Raw genomic sequence first — 12,349 nt, 5'->3', positions numbered from 1 at the left:
AACACGACCTGCAAACGGCGCCGGTAGGCCAGCCAGTCGCCCTTGCTCAGCGTGAGCAAATCCTGCCCGCCGGGGCCCGAGGTGCCACTGCTGCCGCTGTAGAACATGGCGCTGCCGCAGAGCGGCCCGCCGCTCGCTTCGTGCAGGCGCAGCAGCGCCAGGCCGGTGGTCGTCTTGCCCGAGCCCGACTCGCCGACGATGCCCAGCGTGTGCCCTCGCCGCAGCTCGAAGCTCACGTTCCTGACGGCCGGAAACTCCTTGCGGCCGAACACGCCCGAGCGCAGCCAGAAGCTCTTGCTGAGCGATTCGACACGCAGCACCATCGGCGCATTCGGGTCTTTGAGCCGAGCGCCCTGCTCTGCCAGCGGTTCGCTGGGGATCACGTCGGTGGCCTCGACGCCGGCACCGCCTGCAGGCACAGCAAGCTTCTGCGCCGCCAGGTGCTCGTCGATCACCATCAGCCGTGCCGGTGGCCGCTCCAGCGTCGGCCGGCAGGCCAGCAGCGCGCGCGTGTAGGCGTCCTGCGGCGCGGCGAAGATGCGCGCCACGGGGCCCTGTTCGCGCACCGTGCCCTCACGCATGACCACCACGTGATCGGCGATCTCGCCCACCACGCCGAGGTCGTGGCTGATGAACAGCATGCTCATGCGCATGCGCTCCTTCAGCCCCGCGAGCAGTTCGAGGATCTGGCGCTGGATGGTCACGTCGAGCGAAGTCGTCGGCTCGTCGGCGATGAGCAGTTTGGGCTCGCAGGCGATGGCCATCGCGATCATCACGCGCTGCTGCTGTCCGCCCGAAAGCTCGTGCGGATAGGCGTCGAGCCGGCGTTTCGGATCGGGCATGCCCACTTCGTTCAGCAGCGCCTCGGCGCGCGCGCGCGCCTGTCGCCGACCCATGCCGAGGTGAATGCGCAGCGGCTCGACAAGCTGGTCGCCCACGGTGAACACCGGGTTGAGCGAAGTCATCGGGTCCTGGAACACGCAGGCGATGTCCTTGCCGCGCAGCGCCTGTAACTCGCTCAGGGAAGCGGCAAGCAGATCGCGGCCCATGAAGCGGATGGCACCGCGGCGCTCGGCGTTCTCGGGCAGCAAATTGAGGATGGACATCGCCGTGATGGTCTTGCCCGAGCCCGACTCGCCGACCAGCGCCAGGGTCGAGTTCTCGGCGATCTGAAAACTCACGCACGCTTCGCCGCGGCCCACCGCCTCGATGTGGCTGCGCTCGTCGCCGCGGCCGAGACGAAAACGCACGCGCAGGTTGTCGACGGTGAGCAGCACGTTCGCTTCTTCCTTCTTTTCGGGTTCAGTCGAGCACCGGTTCGCAGCGCACCTCGGTGCGCACCGAGGATGCGATGAAGCAGCACTCATGCGCCTGGTGATGCAGCGCATGCAGGTCGGCCTCGCTCGGCGCCGCGCCGGCGAACACGACGCGCGGACGCAAGGTCACCACGGTCATCGCCAGCTTGTCCTCGGCGTTCTTCGCCATCACGCCGCTGGCTTTGTCGGTATACGCATCGACGGTGAGCCCGCGCCGCGCCGCGATGTCGAGGAACCACAGCATGTGGCAACTCGACAGCGAGGCGACGAAGGCCTCCTCGGGATCGACGCCCGCCGCGTCCGACATCGGCAGCGGCACCACCTGCGGCGAACTGCTCGCGGGTACTTCGAGACCGCCATCGAAGCGCCAGCGGTGCGCGCGGCTGTAGCCGTGAGTGATGAAGTCGCTGCCGCCGCGTTCCCACGCGATGGTGGCCGTGTAGTCGCTCATTTCAATGGCTCCTCGGTGCCCTGCTCGACCCACAAGAATCAAGACTGAGACGGCGTCGTTGGCACTGCGTTGGCCCGTTCCTCATTCCGCCCCCCGCAACTTGGGATCGAGCGCATCGCGCAGTGCATCCGTCATGAGCGAAAACGCCGTGACGAACACTGCCATGAAAAGCGTGGCCGCCGCAAGCTGCCACCAGTGGCCGAGGATCAACTCGCCCTGCGCCTCGGCGAGCATCGTGCCCCAGCTCACTTCGTCGACCGACACGCCCAGGCCCAGATAGCTCAGGATCACCTCGGCCTTGATGAAGCCCACCACGTGCACCGACAACTGCACCAGCACCACGTGGCTCACGTTGGGCAGGATGTGGCGGAACATGCGCGACGCCGCCGAGGCGCCGATGGCCTCGGCCGAGCGCACGTACTCGCGCACCGAATGCTTGATGAACTCGGCGCGCACCAGCCGGTAGATGCCGGTCCAGCCGGTCAGGCCCAGGATCAGCACCACCGACTCGACGCCGCGCCCCGCGACCGCGGCGAAGGCGAAGATCAGCAGGATGCCGGGGATCGACGTGAAGACGTTGTAGACCCACTCGAGGAAGTCGCCGACCTTGCCGCCGAAGAAACCACCCAAGGCGCCGAGCACGGTGCCGATCACGGTGGCGAGCAGCGCCGCCGAAACGCCGACGAAGATGGAGATCTCCGCGCCCTTGATCGCCTTGGAGAGCACGTCGCGGCCGAGCCGGTCGGCGCCGAAGGGCAGGGTTTCGGCGCGCGGGGTCTCGACGGTGCTGTACTGCTCGGCACGTTGGTCCCAGGCCTCGTAGCGCGGCGCCAGCGGGTCGATGTCGGAGAGGTCGACGTTCGGGCCAGGCGGCTCCGGGATGACCGCCTTGCTGCCCGGCGGCGCAGGGCCCATGAAGGTGGGCGGCGCATTCGGCACGCCGGCTTCGGTCTGCCAGCCCGACGCCACCAGCCCGGCGGTGGAGAGCACCACCATGAACAGGAACCCCACCACGATGGCGAGCGACACCATGCCGACCCGGTCGCCCCGAAAGCGCCGCCACGCCGCGGCCCACACGCCTTCGGAGCGCCGGCTCGTGGCGACGACCGGTGCGCCAGGCGCCGGCAAGGCAGCGCTCATTTGAGAACCACCCGCGGATCGACCATCTTGTAGAGCACGTCGGTCGCCACGTTGATCGCCATGGTGATCACGGCGATATAGATCGTCACCGCCTGGATCACCGGGTAGTCGCTGCGGTTCACGGCCAGCAGCACCTCGCGGCCGAGCCCGGGAATGGAGAAGAACACCTCGATCAGGAACGAGCCGACGAAGATGCCCGGCAGCGCCACCGACAGGTTGGTGAGGATGGGGATCATCGCGTTGCGCAGCACGTGCTTGAGCAGGATGCGCGTCTCGGTCAGCCCCTTGGCGCGCGCCGTGCGCACGTAGTCCTGCCCGATCTCGTCGAGGAAGAAAGTGCGGTACAGCCGCGTCTGCGGCGCCAAGCCCACCATCACCGCCAGCAGCACCGGCAGCGGCGTATAGACCGTCAGGTTCGTCCACAGGCTGTCGCTCCAGCCCTGCACCGGGAACCAGCCAAGCCGAAAGGCGAAGAAGTACTGGCCGACGATCACGTAGACCAGGAAGCTGATCGACAGCGCAATCGTCGTCACGACCATGATCGAGCGGTCGGTCAGCGAGCCGCGCACATACGCCACGCCGAGTGCGAAGGGAATGGCCAGCAGCACGTCGAGCAGCAGGATCGGCACCATCACCGTCAGCGTGGCCGGCAGGCGGCTGGCGAAGAGCGATGCGACCGGCTCGTTGGTGGCCCAGCTTTGGCCCCAGTCGAAGGTGACGATGCGCTGCACGAAGATCCACAGCTGCTGCCATACCGGCTCGTTCAGGCCGAGCTGCTGACGGATCGCGTCGATCTGTTCGGGGCTGGCGTTGAGGCCGCCGAGGATCTCGGCCGGGTCGCCGCCGAAGTACTTGAACAGGAAGAAGACCAGCAGCACCACGCCGGCCAGCGTCGGGATGGTTTGCCACAGGCGCCGGATCAGGTAGGCCGTCATCGCGGGGTTCTTTGCTCCAGTGCGGGCGGCGGGGGGCAGCGGGGCTGCCTTCGCGGGTGCCGCGTCGTCGTGTCGGGTCGATCGATGCTGGCGCGAGTCTAGAGCCTTGCGCTCGCGGCTCGCGGCCGGTTCGCTTACCGGGCCGCTAGGACTTGCCCTCGGACGCCTGGCATCCGCAGACGATCCTCCCCTACGCGTAGAACGACCAGCGGCTGCCCATCGCCAATGGCGGCTACGAGATGGCGAAGTACGGCGAGAAGCGGCGCATGTGCTTTATCGGCGCCATCTCGAACGATGGCGCAGAACTCACGCTTTCATCTTGATGATGCTGATCATGCCGTCGGCTTCCATGCAGGCTCGCTTCACCTGGGCGCAGTCCTCGATACCCGCTTCGCGCAACTGGGCCATCAATTCCTCTTTCGTGACGAGTTCGGCCTTCATGTTCTTGCGAAGCATTTTTCCGTTCTCGATGAGGACCAGTGTCGGCGCGTGAAGAATCCGCTCGAGCGCCGGGAACCGATGCGCAGCCCATTCGAGCACGTAACTCCAGAACAGGACGGTGCCGACGAGCACAGCGCCCTCGACCACCGACTTGTACTCTGCCGCGAAGCCGTTCCCGGCCACCTCGGCCAGCAGAACGATGACCAGAACATCGGTCGTGCCGATTCCTCCGGCCTGCCGCTTGCGCGCGAAACGCAACAAGCCGAACACAACGAAGTACATGATGCTGCCGCGCAGCATCAACTCCATCAACGAGTTCGTCGGCGTGACGATGCCATGCCAGTCGATGCGCCAGAACATGTCGCCCATGATGTTCTCCGGTGAGCAAGGGTGCTGTGAAGTTCAGGCCCTTCGGCATCTTGTCAGGGAAGCAACCATGCCGTTCAGGCACCTCGATTGCTATGACCTCTCGCAGCTTCATTGTCGTTCCGTCGAATCCGAGGCAAACAAAGGAGCGGTCATGCACTCTCGACACCATTCAGGCGGTTGGCGAGAGGCTCTCGCCGTTTCCATTCTTCTCGTCGGCTGCGGCGGCGACGGCGACGATTCCCGCTCCGATGGCCCGACCTCGCAAGGCACACCGGTCGTGCATGCCACCGGCAACGCGACGGCCGGGCGCGACGTATTCCGCTTCGAGCTGTTCGGAACCGAACGCTTTTGGACCGATGCAATGCGGCTGCAACAAGGCATCGTGGCGGCGGGAGTGACGCCCGTGCAGGCGCTGGGCCTCGGGCTCAGCGTCGACAGCGACGCGCTCGCCGCGGCGGTCGATGCGCCCACGCTGGCAGCCATCGCCGCGGAGTTGAACACCGACCTCTCGCCAGCGAACGCGCCGATCCTCAACAACCCGGCCACCACCATCACGCTGATCAACGCGAGAGCCGTCATCGGCATCGTGCCCGTGGACAGCAACGGCGACGGCAGCTTCGACATCGCCAACGGCGACAAGACCGGTGCGAGCTGCGCGCTGTGCCACACCCGCACCGACCGCTCCCTGCCGACGCCGGCGGCGGGCGGCGGCATCGGCAAGCGGCTCGACGGGCTTGCCTCGCACAACCTCAACTTCGGCGCGCTCATCGCCCTGGCCCAGAACTCGCGCGCCTACTACCCGGTGCTGCAACTCGCACTCACTGCGAACGGCGGCGCGAGCATCGGCCGCGATCCGGCGCAGGCCGGGCTGACCGAGAACTCCAGCGAAGCCGAGGTCGATGCCTACCTCAACAACCCGGTGGCCTACCCGATCGGCACGTTCGACGACACCTTCGACGGCAACGGCGACCCGATGCACAACTCGGCGCTGTTCCGCACCGACCTGGCCGCGCCCTGGGGCACCGACGGAACGATTGCCCGACTCGACAACTTCGGCAACCTGGTCTACACCGGGCTGCTCGACCCGACGACGCTGACGACCGCCGGCGGCCGAGCCTTCCTGATGAAGCTCGGCGGCGCGGCTGCCGGCGCCGAGATCGCCGACGACTACGTCGCGGTGCTGGCCGCCACCGGGGTGACCGGCTATCCCTACGTGCAGGCCGCCGCGCACCCGATGCCCGGCACCGAAGAAGCGCCGCTGGGCATCCGCGTCGACAACACCAAGCTGCTCGACATGAACGCCTACCTCAACAGCCTGCAGGCGCCGGCCGGCGTGGCGGGCGACGCCAGCGCGATCGCGCGCGGCCGCTCGCTGTTCCGCAACGGCGCCTGCGTCCAATGCCACAACGTCGACCAGAGCCGGGCGGTACCCGCTTTCATCGTCGCCATGGGGACGATCTTTCCGGGCGACATGCCGGCCGTGCTGTCGCCCGACCGGGAAGGCACGCTGAACGCAATCCTGAACACCCCGGGCAGCATCTTCGACGACAAGATGGCGGTCGTGAACGCCACCCTGCGCGGCGACATCCGAGGCACCGCGATGCCCTTGCTGCTGGACTTGGCGCGCAAGCCGAACTTCCTGCACGACAACTCGGTGCCCGATCTCGACAGCCTGTTGAACCCCGGCGCCGCAGGCCGCACGGCGACCGCGCCGCACCCGTTCTACTTCTCGGACGCGGAACAGGGCGCAGACATGGTGGAGTTCCTGCGCAGCCTGAGCACCGGGCCCTGAAGCATCGAAAAGGAGAATCGAAATGGCGGCGACGATTGGAAGTCAGGCGCATGTTTGGACCGGCCCGGAGCGACGCGCCGCCGATCAGGCCGTTCACGATGCGGCCAACCTACCGCTCGAGCGCGTCGGAGCCAAAATCTTTCGCTACGGGCTGGCGCTCATCTTCCTGTGGGCCGGACTGCTGAAGTTCACCGCCTACGAGGCGAAGAACATCGAGCCGATGGTGTCGAACAGCCCGATCTGGGCCTGGGCCTATCAGTCCTTGGGGCTGCAAGGCCTGTCCAACGTGATCGGCGTGATCGAAATCTCGGTCGGCCTGCTGATCGTCACGCGCGCGTTCTGGCCCAAAGCCTCGGCCATCGGCAGCATCGGCGCCGTGATCACCTTCCTCATCACCCTGAGCTTCATGCTCACCACGCCCGGCGTGTGGGAGCCGGGCTATGGCTTCCCCGCGCTCTCGGCCTTGCCGGGGCAGTTTCTCGCCAAGGACCTGGTGCTGCTGGGCGTGTCGATCTGGACGGCGGGTGAGGCTTGGCGGGCGAGTCGCAGGCTGTCGGCGAGATAGGCACGCCTGCTGTAGGCGGCGGCAAGTAAGAATTGCACCCGCCGCGGCGTCTGGTGCGGAAGAATTTGCCGGCCGATCCGCCGCGCCTGTCGTGCAGCCCTCGTTCTTCCCCCGGAACTCTCGCCCCACGACGCCGGGTGATGTACGAGTGGGCACCAACAAGCCGGTGGAACTTCACAGCCAAGGCTGCCCTTGCAGCGTGAACCAATGGGCTGCGGCTGCCTCCAACAGCGAAGAAGTATGTCTCCGAGCGGGCTTTGCAAAGCCGGCCGGCCCTCTCCCAGAGGGAGAGGGAGCAACACCGGCAACACCGGCAACGGCGCGACCAGCGACCTCGCCCGGTGCATCAAGGCCACGCACCCGACAACTCCCGCGCGGCGGGACCCTAGACTCGCTGGCGTCGCTCGCCGCTCGGGCGCGTGCATCAGCGTCACTCCTCCTCAGGACGAAGGGAAGAATCAATGCTCAGACACGGCCTTGCCTGCGCCTTGGCCCTGTCCGCCCTGATCGGCTTGCTCGGTCCCTCGAGAAGCGAGGCCCAGCCCGCCTCTGCCGGCGCCCCGGGCGCCGAGCTTAAGGTCCTTCGGTATGCCTTCCCCGTGGCCGAGAGCGGCTTCGATCCGGCGCAGATCAGCGACCTGTATTCGCGCGTCATCGCGGCCAACATCTTCGAGGCACCGCTCACCTACGACTACCTCAGCCGCCCGGCCCGCGTGAAGCCGCAGACGGCGGTGGCGCTGCCCGAGGTGGCGGACGACTTCACGCGCTTCACCTTCCGCATCCGGCCCGGCATCTATTTCGCCGACGACCCGGCATTCAAGGGGCAACGTCGCGAGCTGGTCGCCGAGGACTACGTGTACTCGCTCAAGCGGCACTACGACCCGAAGTTCAAGAGCCCGAACCTGTTCCAGTTCGAGAACGCGAAGATCCTCGGCCTGTCGGAGTTGCGCGCCAAGGTGCTCGAAGACGACACGCCGTTTCCCTACGACACACCTGCCTCCGGTGCGCGCTCGCTCGACCGCTACACCTTCGAGATCCGGCTGGCCGAGCCCGCGCCGCGCTTCGCCTACGTGATGGCCGACGGCGGCGTGATGGGCGCGGTGGCGCGCGAAGTGGTCGAGGCGCACGCCGGCCGCGAGATGGAGCATCCCGTGGGCACGGGGCCCTACATGCTTGCCGACTGGCGGCGCAGCTCGCGCATCGTGCTCGAACGCAACCCCGGCTACCGCGAGCACTTCTACGACGAGCAAGCGCCGGCAGACGATGTGCGCTCGCAGGCCATCGCTGCGGCCTTCAAGGGCCGCCGGCTGCCGATGATCGACCGCATCGAAGTGGCCATCGTCGAGGAGGCGCAGCCGCGCTGGCTGGGTTTTCTCAACGCCGAGCACGACCTGCTCGAGCGCCTGCCGGCCGAGTTCTCGAGCTTGGCGATTCCCAACAACGAGCTGGCGCCGCACCTCGCGCGCCAGGGCATCGTGATGGACCGTGCGCCGATGGTCGATTCGATGTTCAGCTACTTCGGCATGGAGCATCCGCTGGTCGGCGGCTACGCGCCCGAGAAGGTGGCGCTGCGCCGCGCCATTTCACTGGCCTACAACGTGCACGAGGAACTGGTGGTCGTGCGCCGGTCGCAGGCCATTCCCGCGCAAACCATCGTGCCGCCGCTGGTCAGCGGCTACGACGCCCAGCTCAAGACGGAGATGAGCGACTTCAGCCGCCCGCGCGCCAAGGCGCTGCTCGACCTGTACGGCTACGTCGATCGCAACGGCGACGGCTGGCGCGAGCAGCCCGACGGCTCGGCCCTGGTGCTCGAGTACGCCAGCCAGTCCGACCAGGCCTCGCGCCAGTTGCAGGAGCTGTGGCAAAAGAACATGAGCGCCGTGGGTTTGCGCATCGAGTTCCGCACCGCGCAGTGGCCCGAGAACCTCAAGGCCTCGCGCGCCGGCAAGCTCATGATCTGGGGCGTGGCCTGGGGCGCGGCCAGCCCGGACGGCAGCTACTTCCTCGACCTGATGTACGGCCCCAACAAGGGCCAGGCCAACCATGCGCGATTCGACCTGCCGGCCTTCAACGCCCTTTACGAGCGGCAACTGCGCCTGCCTGACGGCCCCGAGCGAGAAGCGCTGATGGACCGGGCCGAGCTGCTGGGCGTGGCCTACATGCCCTACAAGATTTCCGGCCACCGCATCGCCACCGACCTGATGCACCCCGGGGTCGAAGGCTATCGCCGCCACCCTTTCATGCGCGACTTCTGGCGCTACATCGACATCGACAACGCCGAACGGCGCGAGCCTTAGACACCGAACCAGGACCGACTGCCACGTCATGACGAGAACCGACCTCACCCGCCGCCGCTTTACCCTGACCGCCTTGTCGGCCGGCAGCGCCGCGGCCGGCCTGCTGGGCGGCACGCTCGACCTGCCCGGCGCCGCCGGTGCGCAGACCGCCGCCGCGGGCGGCCCGCCCAAGCTGCTGCGCGTGTCCTTCCCCGTGGCCGAGACCGGCTTCGACCCGGCGCAGATCTCCGACCTCTACTCGCGCACGATCACCGCCCACATCTTCGAGGGCCTGTACCACTACGACCACCTCGCGCGGCCCTCGAAGATCAAGCCGCTGACGGCGACCGGCATGCCGGAGGTCTCGGACGACTTCCGCACCTGGACCGTGCGCGTCAAGCCCGGCATCCACTTCGCCGACGACCCGGCGTTCAAGGGCCGCAAGCGCGAACTGACGGCACACGACTTCGCCTACGCGCTCAAGCGCTTCGCCGACCCGGCGTTGAAAAGCCCTGCCTGGGGCGGTGTGGAGGAAATCGGCTTCAGCGGACTGAACGCCTTGCGCCAGGCCGCGCTGGAGGGCAAGCAGCCCTTCGACTACGACCGCGAGATCGAGGGTGTGCGCGCGCTCGACCGCTACACGCTGCGCCTGCAGACCGACAAGCCGCGTCCGCGCCTGCTGGAGTCGTTGACCGGCGGTCTGGTCGATGGCGTCGCGCGCGAAGTGGTCGAGTTCTACGGCGACCGCATCTCCGAGCACCCGGTGGGCACGGGGCCCTTCAAGCTCGGCGCCTGGCGGCGCAGCTCGCAGATCGTGCTGGAGCGCAACCCGGCTTTTCGCGAGATGTTGTTCGAGGCCGAGCCGGCTGCAGACGACGCCGAAGGCCAGGCCCTGCTGGCCAAATACCAGGGCCGGCGACTGCCGTTGGTCGATCGCGTCGAGGTCTCCATCATCGAGGAGCAGCAGCCGCGCTGGCTGGCTTTCCTGAACGGCCAGATCGACGTGATCGCCGTGCCGGGCGAGTTCGTCAACCAGGCCATGCCGGGCGGCAAGATCGCACCCAACCTGGCCAAGCAGGACATCCGCGCCTACCGCGTGCTGCAGCCCGACACGGCGCTCACCTACTTCAACTGGGAGCACCCGGTGGTGGGCGGCAACGAGCCGCACAAGGTGGCGCTGCGGCGCGCGATCTCGCTGGGCATCGACGTGGAACGCGAGATCCAACTCGTGCGCCGCGGGCAGGCGATCCCCGCGCAGGGCCCGATCCCGCCGCACACCACCGGCTACGACCCCGCGTTCAAGAGCGAGAACGGCGATTACGACCCGGCGCGCGCCAAGGCCCTGCTCGACACCTACGGCTACGTCGACAAGAACAGGGACGGCTGGCGCGAGCAACCCGACGGCTCGCCGCTGGTGCTGGAGATCGCCACCCAGCCCGACCAGATCTCGCGCCAGTTCGACGAGCTGTGGAAACGCAACATGGACGCCATCGGCATCCGCACCGCCTTCGGCGCCGCGCAATGGCCCGAGCAGCTCAAGCAGGCACGCGCCGGCAAGCTGATGGTCTGGGTGCTCGGCTCCACCGCCGGCTCGCCCGACGGCCAGGGTTCGCTCGCGCGCATGCACGGCCCGCAGGCCGGCGGGCAGAACCTGGCGCGCTTCAAGCTGCCGGAGATGGACGCGATCTACGAGCGCATGAGCGGGCTGCCGGACGGGCCGGAACGCGAGAAGCTGTTCTTCGAAGCGAAGCGCCTGGCGGTGGCGTACATGCCCTACAAGACGCACGTGCACCGCATCGCCACGGACATGGTGCATCCGTGGGTGGAGGGCTATCGGCGGCCGGTGTTCTGGCAGGACACATGGCAGTACATGGATGTGGATGCGGGTCGGCGGGCGCAGGCGAAATGAATCGGCCGGAGCCCAGGACGATCGCGGCGCATCCGCACGTGGCGATGCTGAGTTCCGTGAGGTTCATCGTCGGGCTCGGGTTGCGCCAGTCGAACGTTTCCACCCTGCGTCACAGCCGTGCAAGCCGCGGCGGCGGCGGCTCATGTCGAACCGAAGCCGTGCTCCGTGGACGCCGGCGCCTCGCCCATGCGGACGCGAAACAACTGTTCGTCGGTCTCGCGCAGCCGGCGGCAGACCTCGCGGCCCATGTTCATCTGGATCAGTGCGAACTGCTCGACGTCGCGTTCGAACAGCGCCAGGAGCGTGGCGGGCATGAGTTCGAGCGCCGAGCAGTCCGTCTCGGCCCGCACCGAGGCCGATCGCGGCCGCAGGTCCATCAAGGCCATCTCCCCGAAACAGTCGCCCTGGCCGAGCTCGCGAACCAGGAGTTTTTGGTGCCGCCAGTTCCTGAGCACCGCCACGCGACCCGACTCGAGCACGAACATGCTTCGCGCGGGCTCGTTCTCGCGAAAGAAGAACGAACCCGCGTGGGCGACCACCGAGCGCGTCTGCTCGACGATGAACTCGAGCGCGTCGTCGCGGATGGCGCCGAAGAGGGGCATCCGCTGCAATAGTTCGATGCGTGCCGCCGTCTGCATGGCGAGCTCCCGTGGCGAAGTCTGTGGGCCTCGACAGCAGTCTAGGCGCGCCTCGCTCAGTCCGAGTATTCGGCAAACAGCACCGACGCCGAAAAGTCCGCCGCGCCGGCAGGTTTTCGCCCCTCGGTCCAAGCCACGAGCGTGTCGGCCGACATCGGCCTGGCGAAGAAGAAGCCCTGCAGTTCATCGCAGCCCAGCTCGATCAGGATGTCGCGCTGGCCCTCGTTCTCGACGCCCTCGCCGACGACGCCCAATCCGAGCGCATGGGCCAGCTGAATGACGGCACTGACGATCGCACGCGCATCGTTGCTGGTTTCGATGTCGCTCACGAAGCTGCGGTCGATCTTGAGCTGGCGCGCCGGCAGCTGGCGCAGATGGCTCAGGCTCGAGTAGCCAGTACCGAAGTCGTCGATCGACAGGAACACGCCGATGCGCACCAGCCCGTCGAAGGTGCGCTGCGTGGCCTTGAGGTCGTCCATCGCGGCCGTTTCGGTGATCTCGCACAGCAGCTGGGAGG

At 67.5% G+C, this 12,349-nt stretch carries 11 protein-coding genes; 4 read left to right on the top strand and 7 right to left on the bottom strand.

The window, feature by feature from the left end; translation table 11 throughout:
* The 5 genes from H0W38_RS06585 to H0W38_RS06565 form a co-directional block, all read right to left on the bottom strand.
* The coding region (locus H0W38_RS06585; RefSeq protein WP_292452289.1) for an ATP-binding cassette domain-containing protein at positions 1-1,277 on the bottom strand (1,277 nt) is incomplete at its 3' end.
* A gap of 25 nt (positions 1,278-1,302) precedes the next feature.
* Positions 1,303-1,767 carry an OsmC family protein gene (locus H0W38_RS06580; protein WP_292452288.1) on the bottom strand — a complete coding sequence of 155 codons (465 nt, stop codon included), beginning with the start codon at positions 1,765-1,767 and terminating at the stop codon, positions 1,303-1,305.
* An 81-nt stretch (positions 1,768-1,848) separates the two neighbouring features.
* Complete coding sequence (locus H0W38_RS06575) at positions 1,849-2,907, bottom strand: ABC transporter permease (protein ID WP_292452287.1); 1,059 nt, start codon at positions 2,905-2,907, stop codon at positions 1,849-1,851.
* Positions 2,904-3,842, bottom strand: coding sequence for an ABC transporter permease (locus H0W38_RS06570; protein ID WP_292452286.1), 939 nt, complete (start codon positions 3,840-3,842; stop codon positions 2,904-2,906). The genes H0W38_RS06575 and H0W38_RS06570 overlap by 4 nt, the downstream gene beginning before the upstream one ends.
* 306 nt (positions 3,843-4,148) lie before the next feature.
* A complete protein-coding gene (locus tag H0W38_RS06565; protein ID WP_292452284.1) occupies positions 4,149-4,652 on the bottom strand; it encodes a DUF421 domain-containing protein in 504 nt (167 codons plus the stop codon).
* Positions 4,653-4,803: 151 nt separating this feature from the next.
* Between H0W38_RS06565 and H0W38_RS06560 the strand changes: the two genes are divergently transcribed.
* The 4 genes from H0W38_RS06560 (at position 4,804) to H0W38_RS06545 (ending at position 11,194) form a co-directional block, all read left to right on the top strand.
* Complete coding sequence (locus H0W38_RS06560; RefSeq protein WP_292452283.1) at positions 4,804-6,444, top strand: hypothetical protein; 1,641 nt, start codon at positions 4,804-4,806, stop codon at positions 6,442-6,444.
* 22 nt (positions 6,445-6,466) lie between these two features.
* Positions 6,467-7,009, top strand: a complete 543-nt coding sequence (locus tag H0W38_RS06555) for a DUF417 family protein (protein ID WP_292452281.1) — start codon at positions 6,467-6,469, stop codon at positions 7,007-7,009.
* Positions 7,010-7,470: 461 nt separating this feature from the next.
* Entirely contained in the window at positions 7,471-9,306 is a 1,836-nt protein-coding gene (locus tag H0W38_RS06550; RefSeq protein ID WP_292452280.1) for an ABC transporter substrate-binding protein, read from the top strand.
* Positions 9,307-9,334: 28 nt separating this feature from the next.
* Complete coding sequence (locus H0W38_RS06545) at positions 9,335-11,194, top strand: ABC transporter substrate-binding protein (protein WP_292452279.1); 1,860 nt, start codon at positions 9,335-9,337, stop codon at positions 11,192-11,194.
* 140 nt (positions 11,195-11,334) lie between these two features.
* On the opposite strand, the gene H0W38_RS06540 is transcribed toward H0W38_RS06545, so the two are convergent.
* The gene (locus H0W38_RS06540) at positions 11,335-11,832 is read right to left on the bottom strand and encodes a cyclic nucleotide-binding domain-containing protein (protein ID WP_292452278.1); all 498 of its coding nucleotides are present in this window, start codon (positions 11,830-11,832) and stop codon (positions 11,335-11,337) included.
* A 56-nt stretch (positions 11,833-11,888) separates the two neighbouring features.
* A partial coding sequence (locus H0W38_RS06535; protein ID WP_292452277.1) for an EAL domain-containing protein occupies positions 11,889-12,349 on the bottom strand: 461 nt, incomplete at its 5' end.

Source organism: Methylibium sp. (assembly GCF_013817365.1).
GTDB lineage: Bacteria > Pseudomonadota > Gammaproteobacteria > Burkholderiales > Burkholderiaceae_C > Methylibium.
The sequence above is the reverse complement of the archived record's forward strand: the minus strand, read 5'-3'. Positions and strand labels throughout refer to the sequence as shown.

Coding starts and splice junctions, on each gene's coding strand:
- H0W38_RS06575 (WP_292452287.1), bottom strand. CDS start 2,907: ATGAGCGCTGCCTTGCCGGCGCCTGGCGCACCGGTCGTCGCCACGAGC.
- H0W38_RS06550 (WP_292452280.1), top strand. CDS start 7,471: ATGCTCAGACACGGCCTTGCCTGCGCCTTGGCCCTGTCCGCCCTGATC.
- H0W38_RS06560 (WP_292452283.1), top strand. CDS start 4,804: ATGCACTCTCGACACCATTCAGGCGGTTGGCGAGAGGCTCTCGCCGTT.
- H0W38_RS06570 (WP_292452286.1), bottom strand. CDS start 3,842: ATGACGGCCTACCTGATCCGGCGCCTGTGGCAAACCATCCCGACGCTG.
- H0W38_RS06580 (WP_292452288.1), bottom strand. CDS start 1,767: ATGAGCGACTACACGGCCACCATCGCGTGGGAACGCGGCGGCAGCGAC.
- H0W38_RS06540 (WP_292452278.1), bottom strand. CDS start 11,832: ATGCAGACGGCGGCACGCATCGAACTATTGCAGCGGATGCCCCTCTTC.
- H0W38_RS06545 (WP_292452279.1), top strand. CDS start 9,335: ATGACGAGAACCGACCTCACCCGCCGCCGCTTTACCCTGACCGCCTTG.
- H0W38_RS06555 (WP_292452281.1), top strand. CDS start 6,467: ATGGCGGCGACGATTGGAAGTCAGGCGCATGTTTGGACCGGCCCGGAG.
- H0W38_RS06565 (WP_292452284.1), bottom strand. CDS start 4,652: ATGGGCGACATGTTCTGGCGCATCGACTGGCATGGCATCGTCACGCCG.